This is a genomic window from Pigmentiphaga sp. H8 (assembly GCF_003854895.1).
In the GTDB taxonomy this organism is placed as follows: Bacteria; Pseudomonadota; Gammaproteobacteria; order Burkholderiales; family Burkholderiaceae_B; genus Pigmentiphaga.
In genome coordinates this window covers 5806447-5824518 of record NZ_CP033966.1, presented here as the reverse complement: position 1 = coordinate 5824518, position 18072 = coordinate 5806447, and the positions used below count along the sequence as shown (strand labels likewise).

Genomic DNA, 18072 nt, shown 5'->3' with positions numbered 1-18072 from the left:
CTCGAAGCACCCCCGTCCACACAACGAAGGCCATCCATGAGCAAGCCCGTCATTCTGAACATCGCGAAGATACCGGCGGTTCTCCAGCAGTCGCTCGAGCGCGAGTTCGACCTGAGGACCTTGAACGCGCCCGGCGATGCCTCGGAGATTTCCGGATTGGTCTCGTCGGCGATACGCGGAGTGGATCTCGCCATGCTCGATCGATTGCCCGGCCTGAAGGTCATGTCGATTTTTGGCGTGGGGATGGACAAGGTCGATCTGGCCGCCGCGCGCCGCAGGGGAATACGCGTGGGCTATACGCCCGACGTCCTGAACGACTGTGTCGCCGACCTGGCCATCGGACTGATGATCGCGGCCAGCCGCAAGATTCCGCAGGGGGATGACTACGTGAGATCGGGCCTGTGGGCGCAAACGGGCAAGGTATTCGATTTGGGCGACAGGGTAAGCGGCAAGCGCATGGGTATTGTCGGCATGGGAAGGATAGGCAGGATCATCGCGAAAAGGCTTGCCGGCTTCGATGCGGAGATTCGATATTTCTCACGTTCCGAAGTCCCGGGTTGTCCCCATGAACGCGTTGCCAGCCTGCGGGAGCTTGCCGCGTGGTGCGACTATCTCTTCCTTGCCGTTGCGGGCAGCGCGCAAACCCGGCACATGGTCGACGTCGGCGTGCTGGAAGCGCTCGGACCCCAAGGCTATCTGATCAACGTCGCACGGGGCAGCGTGGTCGACGAGCAGGCGCTGATCGCCGCGCTGGAGAACGAAGCCATCCGGGGCGCGGCGCTCGACGTGTATGAAGTCGAGCCGCTGGCGTCGTCCCGGCTCACGGGACTGCGCAACACGGTTCTGCTGCCTCACGTCTCCAGCGGGACCAACGAGACCCGGACGGCCATGTCGAACATGGTGGTCGAGAATTTGAAGCGCTTCTATGCCGGGGAACCGATGCTGGCGGAACCGGCGTAGGGGCGGTTCAGCGCGCAGCGAAGGCCTGCTCGACCAGCTGCTCGGCCGTGGCGCGCGCGGCCGCGGCCGCGCTGGCGTTGTCGTCCACGTGCGCCGACACCGACGCGCCGTCGTAGAGCAGCATCAACTGACAGGCCAGGGCCTCGGGGGCGGCCGCGCCGGCCTCGCGGGCCAGGCTGGTGAACAGGTCGCGCAGCCAGCTCCGGGCGGTATCGCAGGCTTCCCGGATGCCGGCGCTGGGCGCCGCCTCGGCGGCCGCGCGGCTGAACGGACAGCCCCGGAAGCGGGGCGACGACGCGGTTTCCCGCATGATGTCGAAGACGCCCAGCAGGCGCTCGCGCGGGCCGGGGTAGTCGGCCAGGCGGTCGGCGATGCGCAGCTTGCGTGCCTCGTGGCGGGCCAGCAAGTAGGCCTGGATCAGGGCTTCCTTGCTGCCGAAGGTGTCGTACAGCGAGGCCTTGGCCACGCCGGCGCGCTCGATGACCCGGTCGATGCCGACCGTATGGATGCTCCCTTCGTAGAACAGCTCGTCCGCGGCGTCGAGCAGGCGTTGGCGCGCGGAACGGCGCGCTTCGGGGCTTTTTGTCGTATTCATGGTCATGCCTTGACATTACCAGACAGGTCTGTACACTTCAAGCAAATCAGACAGACCTGTCTGTTTAATGTTCCCGGATCCCGCCATGACCAGCGCTTGCCCCAAGGCCGCCCCTGCTTCCGTTTCCGCCTGCCCCCCGGCGGCCGGGCGCCTGTCGCCGCGCTTCAGTTTCCATCTGCTGGCATCGATCACACTGGCGTTCCTGGCGGGGTCGGCGGCGCCGACCCCGCTATACGCGATCTACCAGCAGCAATGGGGCTTCTCGACCACCATGCTGACGGTGGTGTTCGGCAGCTATGCCCTGGCCGTGCTGGTGGCGCTGCTGGTGGCGGGCCGCCTGTCGGACCATATCGGCCGGCGGCCGGTGCTCATGGCCGCGGCGCTCGCGCAGGCCGCGGCCATGGTGGTCTTCGCCACCGCCGGCGGGCTGTCCGACCTGCTGGCGGGCCGCATCATCCAGGGGCTGTCGGCCGGGGCCGCCATCGCGGCCGTGGGGGCCGGCATGCTGGACATCGACAAGACGCGCGGCGCGCTGGCCAATGCGCTGGCACCCATGCTGGGCACGGGTACGGGCGGCATCGTGGCTGGACTGATGGTGCAGTACCTGCCCGCGCCCACGCACCTGATCTACGTGATCCTGGGCGTGATCTTCATCGCGCAGGGGGTGGGCGTTTTCTTCATCGCCGAGACCGCGCGGCGCCGGCCGGGGGCCTGGGCATCGCTCAAGCCCAGCTTCGCGCTGCCGCCGGAAGTCCGGATGCCGCTGCTGCTGGCGGCGCCCGCCGTGGTGGCCGTATGGGGCCTGGGCGGTTTCTATGCGTCGCTCGGCCCCACGCTGCTGCGCAGCCTGGTGGGGTCGGGGTCCAGCCTGCTGGGCGGACTGGCCCTGTTCATCATGGCCGGCGGCGGCGTCGTCGCGGTGGTCTTGCTGCGCGATCGTTCCGCGCGGTTCCTGTCGCGCCTGGGCGCGCTGGCCCTGATGCTGGGCATGGTCCTCGTGCTGGTCTCGCTGTCGCAGCATTCGGTGGCGCTGTTCATGGTGGGCACCGCGATCGCCGGCATGGGCTTCGGCACGGGTTTCCAGGGCGCGCTGCGCAACGTGATCGCGCCGTTGCCGCCCACCGGCCGCGCGGGCGTGCTGTCGGTGCTGTTCGTGGTGTCGTACCTGGCCATGGGCGTGCCCGCCATCCTGGCCGGTTACGACGTGGCCCTGCGCGGCGACATCGTCTCCACCTCGCGCGAGTTCGGCGCGGGCGTGCTGCTGCTGGCGGCGCTGGCCTGGCTGGGCACGGGGAGGACGGTGCCGCAAGCGCGGGCGCAGGCGGCGTCCCCGCGCGCCGAGCCCTAGCCTTCGGCGTTTCCTAGCGGTTCGAGGCGCCAGTCACGCGGATCACGTCGCTCCACAGGCGGGCGTCCCGTTCTATGGTCCGGCGCATGTCGTCCGGGCCGCTGGCCAGCGGTTCCACACCCTGGTCCTCGAAGCGCTTGCGCAGCTCGGGCATGCGCATGATCCTGCCCAGGACGTCCAGCCAGGCCTGGACGACGGCATCGGGCGTGCCCGCCGGCGCCGCCAGGCCCATCCATACCGTCGTGACCATGTCGGGGAAGCCGGCCTCGCGCAGGGTCGGCACGTCGGGCAGCGCCGCGCTGCGCTGTTCGCTGGTAACCGCCAGCGCCCGCAGCGGCGCGTTCTGCCCCAACTGGGGCAGGGCATTGGCCGAATCGAAGAACACCAGGTCCACGCGGCCCGCGCGCAGGTCCGCCAGAATGGGTGGCGCTCCCTTGTAGGGCACGTGCACGAGTTCGAGCCCGGCCTTGATCGCGAACAGTCCGCCCAGCAGTTGCGTCGTCGTGCCGTAGCCTTGCGAGGCATACGTCATCTTGCCGGGATGGGCCCTGGCATGGCTGATCAGGTCCGGCAGGTCGCGGGCCTCGACCCGGGGCCCCGCCACCAGCACGCTGGGCATGGTGCCCACGATGCTGATGGGCCTGAACGCCGTGCGCGCATCGTAGGGCATGTTGGGGAAGACGTAGGGGTTGATGGCCAGCGGACCCGGCGGCGTGAACAGCAGCGTGTAGCCGTCGGCCGCCGCGCGCGCGACTTCGTCGGCGCCGATGTTGCCGCCCGCACCCGCGCGGTTCTCGACCACGACTTGCTGCCCCAGCATGGGCGAGGCCTTGGCGGCGATCAGGCGCATCAGCGTGTCGGCCGTGCCGCCGGGCAGGAAGGGCACGACGACCTTGATCGGCTTGGCGGGATAGGCGGGCGGCTGCGCGTGGGCGGCCGGCGCCGCCAGGAGCAGGGACAGCGTCGCGAGACGCAGCAGGTGATGGGGGGGCAGGCGCATGGCGGGTCTCCTGGTGTTTTTATCCGGTGCTACGCCGGGTCGAATACTGCGAAGCAACGGTTGGCGTTGAAGACGTAGGTTTCGATGTAGTCGATGATGCGGGGGCGATGGCCCAGTTCGGTCATGGCGCCGGCCAGCACGATCCAGTTCAGCAGTTCATGCTGGCCGGCGGCTTCCAGGCTGGCGGTGGTCAGCGTGTCCCATTGGCGAAAGCCGCCGCGGGTGAGTTCGTCCAGGCGCGCCCGGTCGCTCTCGTGGTCGGGATACAGCCAGCCATGGCGCGGCGTCAGGAACGCGTGCGACCAGCTGGACGAGGCGACGATGGCCACGCGCCAGGGTGAGGCGGCCAGGGCACGCGCGATGGCGCGGCCCAGTTCGAAGCTCTGGCGGGGGGAAGGCGAGGCGGGATCCGGTTCGGCGCCCGCCTCGCTGGGCGGGGCCAGCCCTCCGTGCATGCGGATCAGGTCGCCGCCATAGCAGTTGACGTGGAAGGGCACGACCGGATGGGGGAAGCCGCGGCGGCCCGCGTCCAGGTAGAGCAGGGTGTTGATGAAGGCGTGGGGCAGCCCCCGGTCGTAGCGGAGCCGGTAGGCGTAGGGCAGCGCCAGGCCGGCCTCGTTCAGCCGGTTCAGCAGGTAGCGTCCGCCCTCGGGATGTCCGGTGTGCCGGAAGGTGGCGGTCTTCGGCTCGTTCCATTGGTTGCGCCCGGGAAAGGGAGAGGATTCCGGCACGTCATAGGGCCGCGACGCCATGGTGTCCGCCAGGTACACGCAGAACGGCGGCACGACGTCCTCGGTGAAGTTCTCGTACTGGTCGTCGCCGAACATCAGGATGAAGTCGGGCTGGAACGCGTCCAGCAAGCGGCGCTGTTCGTCGAAGGCGCGAAAGCAGCGCGCGCGATGCCGGCCCGCAGCGGCGGCGCCCTCGTCGTCGCCCCACTCTTCCCGCATGGCCTCGGGCCAGTTGCGCGTGTCCTTCAAGGCGGGATCGAGGCGCTTGCCGTTCAGCGTCCGCTTCAGGATGACCGACATATCGTCGTCGTGCATCCAGAAACCGGGGTAGTGGGTGGCGCCCAGGCCTAGGATTTCCGCCATGGCGTGTCCTCATGCAAAGAGTCTGTCGATGCGCCAAGCTTAGGATTGACGTCCTGTGGCAACCAGTGAAAAATCAGGCTCGATTCATGCAAAAAAATATATGAATAAGGAAGCATCGGTTCAATGGATCCGGCGGCTGAAATTCCGCCATCTCGAAATGCTGGTCATGCTGGGCCGCACCGGCAGTTTCGGCCGCGCGGCGGATCTGTGCGGCCTGTCTCAGCCGGCGCTGTCGAAGTGGGTGAAGGACCTGGAGGCGACGCTGGGCGTCACGTTGTTCGAACGTTCCACGCGCAGGATGGCGTTGACGGACAGCGGCCGGCTGGTCATGCACCACGCGGAACGCGTGCTGACCGACATGGCGCGGCTGCACGGCCAGCTCGAGGCCCAGCGCAGCGGCGGGGCGGGGCGCCTGCACATAGGCGTGCTGGCGGCGCTCGGCCCGGTGCTGCTGCCGGGCACGCTCGCGCGGGTGCAGCAGGCCGGTCTGGACCTGGAGGTGCAAAGCCTGGAAGGCACCATGGACCATCTGCTGCCGCTGCTGGGGGAACGCAAGCTCGATCTCGTCATCGGCCGCCTGGGAACGACCGGCTATGCCGGCTCCCTGAATCGGAGGCTGCTGTACGAGGACACCCTGTGCGTGGCCACGCCTTCGTCGCATCCGCTGGCGCGGCGGCGCAGGCCGGTCAGCTGGCGCGACGCCTGCGCCTATCCCTGGATCATTCCGCCGGCTGAATCGCCCATACGCGGCATGCTGGAAAACATGCTGGCGCAGGAACATCTTCCGCTGCCGCGCGTCGTGCTCGAATCGGCCTCGGTGCTGACCAATTACCATGTCGCGCGGCGCCTGGACTGCCTGTTCGCGACATCCGAGAAGGTCATCGCGCTGTTCGCGGGACAGGGATTGCTGCGACGGGTGCCGCTGTCGTTCGCGGGAGTTCCCACGACCATAGGCATGCTGTGGTCGGAGACCGCCTCGCCGCTGCTCGAACGCTTCATGAACCTGCTCGAACAGGAAGCGAAGGCAAGCCTGTAACACGTAGGCACACTACTTGCTGGCATGGCGCCCGATTCGACCGAGACGAGGCATCCATGCTGGCATTCCTACCCCTGGATTTCCTGCCCGAAGCGCTGCGCCCCTGGTTCGTACTGGCGGTCGCGATGGTCCTGGCCATCGTCGTCGCGCTGGTCATCCACCGGATAGGCTTCCTGATCCTGCGGCGCATCACGGCGCCACGTCCCTATCTCCATGCCGTGGTGGTGGGCGCGTGCACCGCGAGCCAGTTCGTGGTGGCGCTGCTGGCGCTGCGCGTGGTGCTGACCGGCACCCCGGAGGACATGCCCTATACCCGGGGCATGTCCTACTTCGTCACCGTCCTGCTGATCCTGTGCGTGACCTGGCTGGCCAACAGCAGCATCAAGTCGCTGAGCGACGCGGCCATCCGCCTCAATCCCTACGACGTGGCCGACAACCTGCTCGCGCGCCGCAAGCTGACGCAGACCCGCGTGCTGGCTCGCAGCGCCCATGCCATCGTGCTGTTGCTGGGGCTTTCGTTCGTGCTGCTGACGCTGCCGGGCGCGCGTCAGCTGGGGGCCAGCCTGCTGGCCTCGGCCGGGGTGGCGGGCCTGGTCGCCGGTATCGCGGCGCGGCCGGTGCTGGGGAATTTCATTGCCGGGTTGCAGATCGCCTTCAGCCAGCCGATACGCATCGACGACGTGCTCATCGTCAACGGCGAATGGGGCCGGGTCGAGGAAATCACCGGCACCTTCGTCGTGGTGCGCATCTGGGACGAACGGCGCATGATCGTGCCCCTGCAGTGGTTCATCGAGAATCCCTTCGAGAACTGGACGCACCGCACCGCGTCGCTGCTGGGCACGGTGTTCCTGTGGCTGGATTTCTCGGTGCCGCTGGAGCCCGTGCGCAAGGAGTTCGAACGGCTGTGCAAGGCTTCGCCGCTGTGGGATACGCGGGTGGCGGCGGTGCAGGTTACCGATACCAGCGATCGCGCCATGCAGGTCCGCTTCCTGATCAGCGCCGCCAACTCGGGCAACGCGTTCGAGCTGCGCTGCCTGGTGCGCGAAGGCCTGATCGCCTTCATCGCCGCGCATCATGCGGAGGGTTTGCCGCGCATACGCGCGAACGTCGAGGGCGAATCCACGAACCCTCCGCCCCCTCGCGTGGTGCCGGTCTGACGTCCGGCTCGCCCGGTTTCAGGCCGGCCGGCCCCGCAGCGAGCCTTCGATCTCTCTGGCGTGCTCGTGCAGGCTGCGGGCCAGCGAGGCCACGCGTTCCTCCCGCATGCGATCGTCGATGGCGGCCACGCTGATGGCGGCGATGGGCTGGCCCAGCGTGTCGCGTATGGGCACGCCGGCCGCGGTGACGCCCAGGGTGACGCGGTTGCGGATCAGCGAGTGGCCCTGGCGCCGGCAGGCCTCGATGGCGGCGCGCAGGTCGGCCTCGGTCAGGCGGCCTTCCTCGCAGATGCGCCGGCCGTCGGCCGCGATGATGTCCTCGCGTTCGGCGTCGGGCAGGAAGGCCAGGATGGCCAGCCCGCCCGCGCCCAGCCCCAGCGGGCGGCGGCTGCCTATGGACAGCGTGTTGACCCGGATCGGCGACGGCCCTTCATGCCGCGCCTCGCATACCGATTCGCTGCCGCTGCGCACCGACAGATAGACCGTATCCCCGACCTCCTCGGCCAGCCGGTCCAGGCTGGCGCGGCAATGTTCGCGCAGGTCGTAGGCGGCCATGGCCGCGAGTCCCAGCTCGAAGGCCAGCGGCCCCAGCGCGTACCACTTGTCCGACTCCTTCTGGATGACCAGGTGTTCGTGCATGAGGCGGCGCAGCAGCCGGTGCACCGTGGAATGGGGCAGCGCCGTGGCCTCGGCCAGCTGCGTGAGGGCCCGCCCCCGCTTGCCGGCCGTGGCCAGCAGCTTCAACAACTGCACTGCGCGTTCGATGCTGCCCGGCTCCGCCGTGGTGCTGCCGCTTGCCATAAGTCGTGTCCATTCAGTGGAAATGCGGATGTCTACCCCTGCGGCCAATCATATATTGCCCTTCACGGTGCGACCGGGAATTTCCGGCCAATGGAAAGCACCGCAAGAACAAGGAGGAGACCCCATCATGTACGAACGGATCATCGGCGCGGTTTTCGCGACCGCACTGGCCGGCGCGGCGGGCGCGGCCTACCCCGAGCGGCCCATACAGCTCATCCACGGCTTCGGCGCCGGCGGCAATGCCGACACCGTGTCGCGGCTGGTCGCCCGCCACCTGCAGGCGGCGCTGGGCCAGCCGGTGGTGGTGGAAATCAAGAGCGGCGCCGGCGGCGTGGTCGCGTCCAGCTACGTGGCCAAGGCCGAGCCCGATGGCTACACGCTGGTGATGCTGACCGGCGGCCATACCGTCTCGGCCGCGGTGAACAAGTCGCTGCCCTACGATCCGGTCGCGGATTTCCAGCCGATTTCCACGGTGACCGCATTTCCGTTCGTGGTCAGCGTCAAGGCCGACAACCCGGCGCGCACGCTGGCCGACCTGCTGGCGACGGCGCGCGCCAAACCGGGCACGGTGTCCTTTTCCTCGGTGGGCGTGGGCTCGACCCAGCACCTGACCGGCGAACTGCTGGCCGCCACGGCCGGCGTGCAGATGCTGCATGTGCCGTATCGCGGCGGCGCGGCGCCCGTGCAGGCCGTGCTGGCCGGCGACGTGAACGTGCTGGTGGATACCGCCACGGTGGCCGCGCCGCAGATCAAGGCGGGCACGATGCGCGCGCTGGCCGTCACCAGCGCCAAGCCGTGGCCGCTGCTGCCCGGCGCTCCCGTGGCGGCCGATACCGTTCCCGGGTTCCAGGTGTATTCGTGGCTGGGCATCGCGGCGCCGGCGAAGACGCCCGGCCCCATCGTCGACCGGCTGCACGCCGCGCTGGCCGCCATGCTCCAGGACCCGGCGTTCCGCAAGGCCGTCAACGACATCGGCAGCGAACCCAGCGGCAGCAGCCCGGCGCAGATGCGCACCATGATCGAGTCGGAAATCACGCGCTGGAAGAAGGTCGTCCAGCAGGCGAACATCGTCGCGAACTGAACAGGGAGCAGGCAAGGATGGACAGGGCAGCCGCGGCGGAGCCGCAGTACCAGAGCGGATTCGGCAATGAGTTCGCGACCGAGGCCAGCCCGGGCGTGCTGCCCGTGGGCCGCAATTCGCCCCAGCGGGTGGCGCAGGGCCTGTACGCGGAACTGATCTCGGGCACGGCCTTCACGGCGCCTCGTGCCGTGAACCTGCGCACCTGGACCTATCGGCTGCGGCCCTCCGCCGCGCATGGCAAGGCCCATGCGGTCGCGCATCCGGGCTGGCTGACCGCCCCGTTCACCGACGTGGCCGCGCCGGCCAACCGGCTGCGGTGGAATGCGTGGCCGGAGCCGGCCCGGGGCACGGACTTCGTCGACGGCATCGTGACCGTGGCGGGCAACGGCGGCGCCGATGCCCAGAGCGGTTCCGCCGTCCACGTCTATCGCGCCAATGCGTCCATGCGCGACCGCTACCTGATGAACGCCGATGGCGAAATGCTGGTGGTGCCGCAGTCGGGCGTGCTCGACGTCCATACCGAGATGGGCCGCCTGCGGGTCGCGCCTGGGGAGATCCTGCTGCTGCCGCGCGGCGTGCATTGCCGTGTCGACCTGCCCGACGGCGCGGCGCGGGGCTACCTGTGCGAAAACTACGGCGCGCCCTTCAGGCTGCCGGAACTGGGGCCGCTGGGTTCCAACGGCCTGGCCAATCCGCGCGACTTCCTGGCGCCGGTCGCCGCCTGCGAACCCGCGACCGGACCCGTGCGCATCCTGCGCAAGTTCCTGGGCGGCTTCTGGGAACTGGAGCGTTCGTCGTCGCCGCTGGACGTGGTGGCCTGGCACGGCAACCTGACGCCGTGCAAGTACGACCTGGCGCATTTCATGGCCGTGGGCAGCATCACCTTCGACCACCCCGATCCGTCCATCAACACCGTGCTGACCTCGCCGTCGGAAATCGGCGGCACCGCCAATTGCGACTTCGTGATCTTCCCGCCGCGCTGGCTGGTCATGGAGGACACCTTTCGGCCGCCCTGGTTCCACCGCAACGTGATGAGCGAGCTGATGGGACTGGTGCGCGGCGTCTACGACGCCAAGGCCGAGGGCTTCGTGCCGGGCGGGATCAGCCTGCACAACTGCATGCTGCCGCACGGCCCCGATGCCGCCACCTTCGATCGGGCCAGCACCGAGGCGCTGGCGCCGCGCCGCCTGGAAGACACCATGGCTTTCATGTTCGAGAGCCGCCACGTATACCGCCCGACGGCGCAGGCGCTGGCCGCGCCCAACCTGCAACCGGACTACGACGAGGTCTGGGACGGATTCCGATCCGGCAATCCCGCCTAGGCCCTGGACATCATCGTGGCGCGGGCAAGGGGCCGCGCGCCGCACTCTTGGAGAAGCTGGAATGAAATTGGCATCGCAACGCGCGGGGCGCGACGGCGCATTGCTCGTGGTCAGCCGCGACCTCGCCACGGCGGTGAGCGCGACCGACATCGCACCCACGCTGCAATCGGCGCTGGACGACTGGGAGCGCGCCAGCCCCCGCCTGCAGGCGCTGTACGACGACCTGAACGCCGGCCGGGCCGCCAACGCCTTCGCGCTGGACCTGGACACGCTGGCCGCGCCGCTGCCGCGCGCCTACCAGTACCTGGACGGGGCGGCGTATCCCAGCCACATCCAGCGCAACCGCCAGGCGCGCGGCGAATCGGTGCCCGACGACTTCTTCCAGAAACCGCTGATGTACCAGGGCATCTCGCACGGCTTCATGGGCTGGAACGACGACGTGCGCCTGCCCTCGGAAGACGACGGCATCGACTTCGAGGCCGAGATCGCCGCGATCACCGGCGACGTGCCGCTGGGCGTGGACGCCAGGCGCGCGTGCGAGCACATCCGCCTGTTCGTGCTGCTCAACGACGTGTCGCTGCGCGCCATCATCCCGGGCGAACTCAAGCGCACCTTCGGCTTCCTGGTCGGCAAGCCGGCGTCCAGCCTGGGCCCCATCGCGGTGACCCCGGACGAACTGGGCGAGCTATGGCAGGGCGGGCTGGTGTCGGGCACCATGAAATGCTGGGTGCGCGGCGAGGAACTGGGCAGCATCGAGACCGGTATCGACGTCGCCTTCCACTATGGGGACCTGATCGCCCACGTCGCGCAGACGCGCGCCTTCGAGGCGGGAACGCTGGTGGGCCTGGGTACGGTGTCGAACGAGGACGAATCCGTGGGCGTGGGCTGCCTGGGTGAACGCCGGGCCCTGGAGACCATCCGGCAGGGCGCGGCCCGGACCCCGTTCCTGAAATTCGGCGATACGGTGCGTATCGAACACTTCGACCGCGCGGGCAACAGCGTCTTCGGGGCGATCGAACAGCGCGTCGCGCCGCTGGCCTAGCGCGGGCAGGCGCCGGTCAGCGCCCGTCTTTCTTCGTCGTGCGGGTACCCAGGGCCGGCCGCGGCGTGACGGCCTTGCCGGCGCCGGCCTGCGGGCCGCTCGTGGCCGCGGTGTCCAGCGAGGCATGCAGGCCGCTGCCCCCCAGGCCCGAGGACGACGGCGTCCGCGCGCCCAGGCGCAAGCCGTTGCCGCCATAGGAGCGGGATGAGGTATCGACGGAACTCTCGCGCCCGCTCGTGGACTCGCGCAAATCATCGGCGCGGACCGGCAGGCCCCACGACAGGGCGGTGGTGACGAGGATCAGCGATGCGGTGGAACGTAGGCTTGGCTTGGTCATGCTGGACTCCAACTCCAGACTGCTAGCCGTGCAGTTTGCCGCAGAATCGGGGCCATGGCGGGCCAAGTAACAACCAATTTGTAGCAGGATATGAGCCGGCGGCGGGGTTGGGCAAGCCGCCCAACCCCGCTGCGCGTCAATCCGCATAGATGCCGGCCTTCCTGATCAGGGGCCCCCATTTCTGGATTTCGTCCTTGACGTGCGCATCCAGCGCCTGGGGCGTGGCCCGTTCGGCGGGTTCGACCTGGGCTCCCAGGTCGGTCATGCGCTGCTTGAACGCTGGATCGCTCAGCGCAGCCTGCATTGCATTCACGAGTTTGTCGATGATTGGCTTGGGCGTGCTCCTGGGGGCCCACAGGCCGTGCCAGATGCCGACCTCGAAGCCCTTGAGGCCGGCCTCGTCCATCGTCGGCAGCTTGGGCAGCGATGCGACGCGCGTCATGGCCGTCACGGCATAGGCCTTGACCTTGTCGGCCTTGATCTGGCCCGACGTGTTGGTCGTCTGGTCGCACATGAAGTCGACCTGCTTGCCGAGCATGTCGTTCATGGCCGGAGCGGTTCCCTTGTACGGGATGGTCTGCACGTCGGCGTCGATGGCGCTCAGGAACAGCAGGCCGCACAGGTGCGACGCGGAGCCGATGCCCGCGTTGGCCATCGACAAGGTTTTCTTGTGGGCCTTCACGTACGAAAGGAATTCGCCGAAGTTGGAGGCCGGAAAGTCATGCCGGGCGATCATCGTCATCGGCACGTCGACCGCCAGGCCGATCGGCTCGAAGTCCTTGATGGGATCGTATTGCAGCTTGCGGTACAGCGCGGGAGCGGTGGAGAAACCGATGTGCATGAGCAGCAGGGTGTAGCCGTCGCCCGCGGCTCGTGCGACACGGCCCGTGCCCAGCGTGCCGCCGGCACCGCCAAGGTTTTCCACGACCACCGTTTGCCCCAGGGGCTTGCGCATGGCTTCGGCCAGCGATCTCGCCACGACATCCGTCGGTCCGCCAGCAGCGAAGGGCACGACCATCGTGACCGGCCGGCTGGGAAAGTCCTGAGCCGCCCGAGCGATCTGCGGACCGGCGAATGCGGCCGCCAGGGCCGCGAGGAGAACCGCTTGTTTGGACACTCTGATACTCCTGGTTGGTATTCGAGGCTGAACGGAACAGGCGGCCGGCGCATGTCGCGCCCGGCCGCCGCGCGAGGGCCTGCCGACTAGGTGGCCGGCACGCGAGACTTCGCGCTGGAGATGAGTTCGTCGACGGATTTGGCGCTGGCATCGACCAGCTGCGCCGTTACGGCAGCGGACAATGCATCCAGCAACGCCGGAACCTTCTCGTAGGTGCCCGCTCGCACCAGATCGAAGATTTCCTTGTGCTTGCCTTGCAGTGCCTGGTGCTGCGCGGTTGCCGAGCCGGGATTCTTGAAGTCGTCGTCCTCGAGATTGATCAAGGCGCTGCCGAGCTTGCCCCAGTCGGGATTCAGCGCCACCAGATCGCTCGTCATCACCGTTCCCACGAGCTGGATGGCTGTTTCCACTTGCGCGATGAAGACGTCCGACCGGAAGCGGTTGATCCCGGGGTAGAAGGCCTGATAGCCGGAGCTGGGCCAATCACCCGTTACGTGCCAGACGGGGCGTCCGCCGAACTCGTCGAGGTAGGTCGCGAAGTTGCGGCCCAGCCACGAGTTCTGCGGCTGGCCATGCACGCCGGGCCGGTCATTCACGTTGACCTGGGCCCGTGGAAGGTTCGCGCCCTTGACCGCCTCGATGGCCTTCTCGACCAACAGGTCGTTGCCGTAGGTGTTGATGTACGTGGTCATCGCGCGGCCAGTCGGCTCGTAGCGGTCGCCCACATCGTGCATCTGCGCCCCGCCGCTATGCTCCATGGCGACGCCGCCAACGATGTACTTGGACAGCGTTTCCAGGTTGTCGTGGATGTAGTCGTAGGGCACGCCCCGTTCGGCGCCGGCCACGAAGTGGCGGCAATCGAGATAGACGTAGATGCTCATCGGCCGCTGGGACTGCGGGATCTGCGAGAAATACTTGATCACGCCCAGGATGCCCAGCCCACCGGAGTCCTGGATGAGGCCGGGGCCATCGGTGTGCGTGGCCATGAAGACGGCCTTGTCCTTGGCGGTCCCGTAGTCGCGGCCGGGCAGCGTCGCGATCAGCTGGAAGGCCGTCGCATCGGTCTCGACCTTGGCATCGAGCTTGAGCGTTGCGGTCTTGCCGGCGCGCGCGTCCTCGATCACCTTGGCGCCGTTCTTCTTGTCGAGCAAGAGGCCCGGCACCTCGTAGCGCGACGGCGTGCCGTGCTGGCGGCCGCCCTGCGCCGCACCGGGAGGCATGTCGAGCACCGCGATGTGACCTACCGCTCCGGAGGGCTTGAGCACGCCCGTAATCACGCTGCCCATCGCGCCGAACTGGTTGCGGTTGCGATAGCCGCCTTCATAGGTCGGATCGACGAAGACTCCGGGCTCCAGGAAGGTGTCCGGATCGGTACGGAACTCGTAGTCCGTGTATCCACCCGTGGTGCCGCTACCGGTGAACGGCGCCTGCTTGACGACGACGATCTTGCCGGCCAGCGCGCTCAGGGGCGGCCGCTGTGCGGCGGGCAGCGTCATGTCATAAAGCACCATGGGGGCGGTCACGCCCATCGGCCCCGTGGATCCGGATTGCGTGGCATAGGACGCGACCTCGACCGGCGTGCCGTCCGAGACCAGCGACCATCCCGACTTGTCCGGATACTCGGAGGTGTACCAGCGCTCGTAGGGGAACTTGTGCTTGTGCAGACCCTGCGCGCCGTACTCCACCAGGCGTTCCTCGAGGAACGCCATGAATGATTTCCAGGCGGGCGAGCCCGTGTAGGTCGGTCCCCAGCCGTTCTTCTTCTCGAACCAGCCCTGCGCTTCGGTAGGAGTGATGACCAGCGAAGGATCGATCTTCGTGAGCCGTGGGTCGAACGCCGCCGTGGGCGGGTCTCCCGGATTGGTCGGCGTATTGTCCGAGCTTCCACCGTCTCCACCGCCGCATGCGACGAGGGACAAGCTCAAGAGCGCCGCGAGCGACAAACGCTTCGCTTTCATTGAGTGCCTCCACCTTGGTTTTGATTGGTCACGCATCCTCGACGGGATGCGGCGCCATTCTTAGGGAGGGGCACGCGCAGGTCTAATGCAAAATTCCGCCAGTCCATTCAAGATTTGAATGGCTTGCAGTGGAACCTAGTGCTTCACCATCGCCGCGAAGCGCCGAGCTTCCGCGGCGACCAAGGCATCGAAACCATCGATGCTCTCGGGATCGGCCGACACCACGCCCAGTGCGGCCTGTACGCGCGAGAGCTCGGGCGACGTCAACACCCGCGCCATGGCACGCTTGATGTGCGCGATCTCCCGAGGCGGCGTGCCACGCTGGGCGAATATGCCGGTCCAGGGGTCGACGACCCAGAAGCGCAGCGAGGCGTTCTCGTTCACGGTGGGGATGCCTGGAAACAACGGAGAGCGCTTGGCACTGAACAGTCCCAGTATCCTGCCGCGCGCGGCGTCGACGCCGGTTGCCGCGGGCAGCGCGAGTATCGCCAGATCGAGGCGGCCGCCGCCCAGGTCTTGCAGCAAGGTCGACGTCTTGACGTAGGGGACGGCCTGGAGATTGCCCCCCAGCCGCGCGGACATGGAAAGCGCCAGCAAATGATGCAGCGTGCTTGCGCCCGGCGTGCCTATCATCAGGGGGCGTTTCTCCTGGCGAGCGAGTTCGATGAGTTCGTCCATCGTTTGCGCCGGGAGGTCCGCACGGGCGAGCAAGGTCAGGTGCGAACTGCTGACCGGGGCGACGGGTACCAGGTCGTGGCTCGTGAACCCGGCACCGGGAATCTGCAAGGGCGACAGCAGTACGGCATTGCCCGACCCATAGAGGTATGTGTTGCCATCGGGTTTGGCGTGCAGCACCTTTTGCACGGCCAATATGCCGCCCGCGCCGCCTATGAATTCGAGGACCACCTGCCGCCGCAGGGCGTCGGACAACTGCCTGGCCAGTTCCCGCGCCGACAAGTCCATCGATCCGCCGGCCGCGTAGGGCACAATCAGGGTGACGGGGGCGGCGGCCCGGCTTTGCTGCCGGTGGTGGTAGGCGGCCGCGCCCGCGAACGATGCCAGAGCCAGCAGGCCGCCCGCTATCATCCACGTGCCGGTGCGGCCGACGCGCCGTATGTCCCCGAGGCGCATGGGCATGGCCTTCTCCCTCCTGTTCTTGTCAAGCTTCTGAAATGATATCCGCGAACCTGATGTTCAATCGCCTGATGGGCAAGGCTAGGCTGCGGCAGTTGCAGATCATTACATCGGTGGCCGAATTGGGCAGCCTGCAGAAGGCGGCCGATGCGGTGGGGCTGAGCCAACCCGCGACGACGCACGCGTTGGCGGAGATCGAGGAATTGCTGGGGGTACGGCTCTTCTTCCGCCAGACCCGGGGCATGGCGCCCACCGACGAGGGCCGTGCGCTCATACCGCTCGTGCGTTCCGCGCTCGATGCCATCAAGGTCGGCACCGCCACCGTCGCTTCGACCATCAACAGCCGTGGAGGGGTCGTACGTATCGGTTCGATTTCCGCGGGCGTGTCCGCCATCGTCGTCGATACTTTGCCGCGCTTTGTCGATGCCAATCCCGACATCGTGACGCGTGTCCAGGAGGCCGAAGCGCTGCGGCTTCCCGCGCTGCTGTCGGAGGGCCGGGTCGACCTGGCCATCTGCCGCGAACCGGCCAATCTGCCCTTGAACGCCCGCTTCCAACCCTTGCTGCCGGACAGGCTGATCGTCGTGGCGGGCCCGGGCCATCCCTTGGCCAATAAGGGGCAGGTCAGCATCGAGGCATTGGTGGATCAGACGTGGGCCCAGCCCCCGTCCGACGTACAGACCGTCCAGATATTCAGCGAGATATGGGAGGCAACGGGTGACCGGCCACGGCTCTATCCGATCGACACCCGCTCCATCGTGCTGTCGTTTGCGCTCATAGAGCGGCACGGTCTGCTCGACTTCATGCCACGCAGCGTGGCGCATCAGATGCAGCGCGCGGGCCGGGTGGTCGAGATAGACGTGGCGTGGCCCGACCCTTCGCTATTGGCGCTGCCTCCCCTGGGAATGCTGCAACTCGGGAATGGCCGCAGTCCGGCCGTGGAAAAGCTGACGGACTTCCTGGTGCGGCAATGGCCGGCCGACGAGCTTCCGCGCCAGGCGCGAAAGGACACGCCCGATTCATAGCCGCAGCCGGTACGCACGAGGCGTCATGCCGTAGTGTGCCCTGAACACGGCGGTGAAGCGCGAGTGGCATTGCCAGCCGGCTTCGGCCGCGACCGCCTGGACGCCCAGCCGGGTCTCGCGCAGCAGCGTGGCGGCAAGTTCCAGCCGCTGGGCCACCAGCAGGTTGTAGACCGACAGGCCGGTGGTATCGCGCACGTGCTGCTGGAGCCGCGCGCTCGTGCAGCCGACGCGGCGCGCGAGTTCGGTGATGGTCCACGGATACGCGGGGGCCTCGGCGATGGCTTCGCGCAACCTTGCCAGCACCGAGGCGGCATCGGCCGAGGGCGAGCGGGCGGGGCGCAGCAGATCGTCGAACCCCTGTAGCGCGCATAGCAGCAGTTCGGTGGCGCGCGCGTGGAAGAGCGGCACGAAGGCGGGCTGGTCGCTGCGTTCGCCGCGTATGCGTTCCAGGCAGCCCTGCAATGGCGGGGTGACGGCGGCGTTGCACAGGATGCGGCCGTCGTCGCGGTCCACCATCTCGTCGAGCTGGGTGGCCGGCAACCGCACGCCCAGGGCCTTGAGCCAGCGCGGCAAGAGGTCGCGCCGCAGCCGGAACTGCACGAAGCGATGGGTGCTGGCGCCCGGGATGTCGATCAGGTAGCCGCCATTGCGGTTGGGCGTGCGCAGCAGCATCCGGTTCAGGCGGAAGTCGAGTTCGGGACCGTGTTCATCGCCGACGTGTCCGCTGACGTGTCCTTCCAGGAAGAAGGTCAGCAGCAGTTCCCGGTCGGGGTCCAGCCGTACCCGCAGCCGGTCGTCCAGGCTGAAATCGAAGTACCGCGCGCTGGCGCCTTCCCACGGCAGCGTATGCAGCCGCGTGACGTGCCCGCCGCTGGGCCAGGGGACGTTGCGGCGCGATTCGCTCAGGATGTCGGACAGGGTCAGGCCGGCGGGCTCCGGCGCCGAGGGAGCCAGGATGGCGTTGAGGTCGTCTTCCCGCATCACCGGGCCCGCGATGGGGATCGGCACAGTTTGCGTTTCGATCTGCATACATGGCCTCGGGCCGGAACGTTAGCATCACTGCAA

Annotated in this window: 17 protein-coding genes; 8 read left to right on the top strand and 9 right to left on the bottom strand. The window is 68.0% G+C overall.

Translation table 11 applies throughout. The features are described 5' to 3' along the window. Window positions 1-36 precede the first annotated feature (36 nt). On the top strand, window positions 37-960 hold the full coding sequence (locus EGT29_RS27555; RefSeq protein WP_124691995.1) for a 2-hydroxyacid dehydrogenase: 924 nt from the start codon (window positions 37-39) through the stop codon (window positions 958-960). A gap of 7 nt (window positions 961-967) precedes the next feature. On the opposite strand, the gene EGT29_RS27550 is transcribed toward EGT29_RS27555, so the two are convergent. Beyond that, window positions 968-1555 carry a TetR/AcrR family transcriptional regulator gene (locus tag EGT29_RS27550; protein ID WP_124691994.1) on the bottom strand — a complete coding sequence of 196 codons (588 nt, stop codon included), beginning with the start codon at window positions 1553-1555 and terminating at the stop codon, window positions 968-970. An 85-nt stretch (window positions 1556-1640) separates the two neighbouring features. Here EGT29_RS27550 and EGT29_RS27545 point away from each other — a divergent pair, with 85 nt between their 5' ends. Further along, window positions 1641-2903 (top strand): MFS transporter, encoded by a 1263-nt coding sequence (locus tag EGT29_RS27545; protein ID WP_124691993.1) that lies wholly within the window; start codon window positions 1641-1643, stop codon window positions 2901-2903. A gap of 13 nt (window positions 2904-2916) precedes the next feature. Here the strand turns inward: EGT29_RS27545 and EGT29_RS27540 are convergent, their stop codons facing one another. Next, window positions 2917-3903 carry a tripartite tricarboxylate transporter substrate binding protein gene (locus EGT29_RS27540; protein ID WP_124691992.1) on the bottom strand — a complete coding sequence of 329 codons (987 nt, stop codon included), beginning with the start codon at window positions 3901-3903 and terminating at the stop codon, window positions 2917-2919. 29 nt (window positions 3904-3932) lie between these two features. Then, window positions 3933-4997 carry an extradiol ring-cleavage dioxygenase gene (locus tag EGT29_RS27535; RefSeq protein WP_124691991.1) on the bottom strand — a complete coding sequence of 355 codons (1065 nt, stop codon included), beginning with the start codon at window positions 4995-4997 and terminating at the stop codon, window positions 3933-3935. A gap of 100 nt (window positions 4998-5097) precedes the next feature. On the opposite strand from EGT29_RS27535, the gene EGT29_RS27530 reads away from it, so the two are divergent. Then, window positions 5098-6033 (top strand): LysR family transcriptional regulator, encoded by a 936-nt coding sequence (locus tag EGT29_RS27530; protein WP_124691990.1) that lies wholly within the window; start codon window positions 5098-5100, stop codon window positions 6031-6033. A 56-nt stretch (window positions 6034-6089) separates the two neighbouring features. Next, a complete protein-coding gene (locus EGT29_RS27525; RefSeq protein WP_124691989.1) occupies window positions 6090-7190 on the top strand; it encodes a mechanosensitive ion channel family protein in 1101 nt (366 codons plus the stop codon). Window positions 7191-7208: 18 nt separating this feature from the next. On the opposite strand, the gene EGT29_RS27520 is transcribed toward EGT29_RS27525, so the two are convergent. Continuing rightward, window positions 7209-7991, bottom strand: a complete 783-nt coding sequence (locus EGT29_RS27520; protein WP_124691988.1) for an IclR family transcriptional regulator — start codon at window positions 7989-7991, stop codon at window positions 7209-7211. A gap of 127 nt (window positions 7992-8118) precedes the next feature. Between EGT29_RS27520 and EGT29_RS27515 the strand changes: the two genes are divergently transcribed. The 3 genes from EGT29_RS27515 to EGT29_RS27505 all read left to right on the top strand — a co-directional run bounded on the left by EGT29_RS27515 (window position 8119) and on the right by EGT29_RS27505 (window position 11436). After that, window positions 8119-9072, top strand: a complete 954-nt coding sequence (locus tag EGT29_RS27515; RefSeq protein WP_124691987.1) for a tripartite tricarboxylate transporter substrate binding protein — start codon at window positions 8119-8121, stop codon at window positions 9070-9072. 17 nt (window positions 9073-9089) lie between these two features. Then, window positions 9090-10394, top strand: coding sequence for a homogentisate 1,2-dioxygenase (gene hmgA / locus EGT29_RS27510; RefSeq protein WP_124691986.1), 1305 nt, complete (start codon window positions 9090-9092; stop codon window positions 10392-10394). Between the two features lie 61 nt (window positions 10395-10455). Continuing rightward, window positions 10456-11436 (top strand): fumarylacetoacetate hydrolase family protein, encoded by a 981-nt coding sequence (locus EGT29_RS27505; RefSeq protein ID WP_124691985.1) that lies wholly within the window; start codon window positions 10456-10458, stop codon window positions 11434-11436. A 16-nt stretch (window positions 11437-11452) separates the two neighbouring features. Here the strand turns inward: EGT29_RS27505 and EGT29_RS27500 are convergent, their stop codons facing one another. The 4 genes from EGT29_RS27500 to EGT29_RS27485 all read right to left on the bottom strand — a co-directional run bounded on the left by EGT29_RS27500 (window position 11453) and on the right by EGT29_RS27485 (window position 15985). Further along, window positions 11453-11773, bottom strand: a complete 321-nt coding sequence (locus EGT29_RS27500) for a hypothetical protein (protein WP_124691984.1) — start codon at window positions 11771-11773, stop codon at window positions 11453-11455. A gap of 136 nt (window positions 11774-11909) precedes the next feature. Beyond that, window positions 11910-12890, bottom strand: coding sequence for a tripartite tricarboxylate transporter substrate binding protein BugD (locus EGT29_RS27495; protein WP_370282676.1), 981 nt, complete (start codon window positions 12888-12890; stop codon window positions 11910-11912). An 86-nt stretch (window positions 12891-12976) separates the two neighbouring features. Further along, window positions 12977-14848 carry a hypothetical protein gene (locus tag EGT29_RS27490; protein WP_124691983.1) on the bottom strand — a complete coding sequence of 624 codons (1872 nt, stop codon included), beginning with the start codon at window positions 14846-14848 and terminating at the stop codon, window positions 12977-12979. A gap of 135 nt (window positions 14849-14983) precedes the next feature. Next, a complete protein-coding gene (locus EGT29_RS27485) occupies window positions 14984-15985 on the bottom strand; it encodes a tripartite tricarboxylate transporter substrate binding protein (RefSeq protein WP_124691982.1) in 1002 nt (333 codons plus the stop codon). Between the two features lie 35 nt (window positions 15986-16020). On the opposite strand from EGT29_RS27485, the gene EGT29_RS27480 reads away from it, so the two are divergent. Next, window positions 16021-17007, top strand: coding sequence for a LysR family transcriptional regulator (locus EGT29_RS27480; protein ID WP_161568006.1), 987 nt, complete (start codon window positions 16021-16023; stop codon window positions 17005-17007). Here EGT29_RS27480 and EGT29_RS27475 read toward each other — a convergent pair. After that, window positions 17002-18036: an AraC family transcriptional regulator gene (locus EGT29_RS27475; protein ID WP_124691980.1), complete on the bottom strand. Its 1035-nt coding sequence runs from the start codon at window positions 18034-18036 to the stop codon at window positions 17002-17004. The genes EGT29_RS27480 and EGT29_RS27475 overlap by 6 nt on opposite strands. Window positions 18037-18072: the final 36 nt, after the last annotated feature.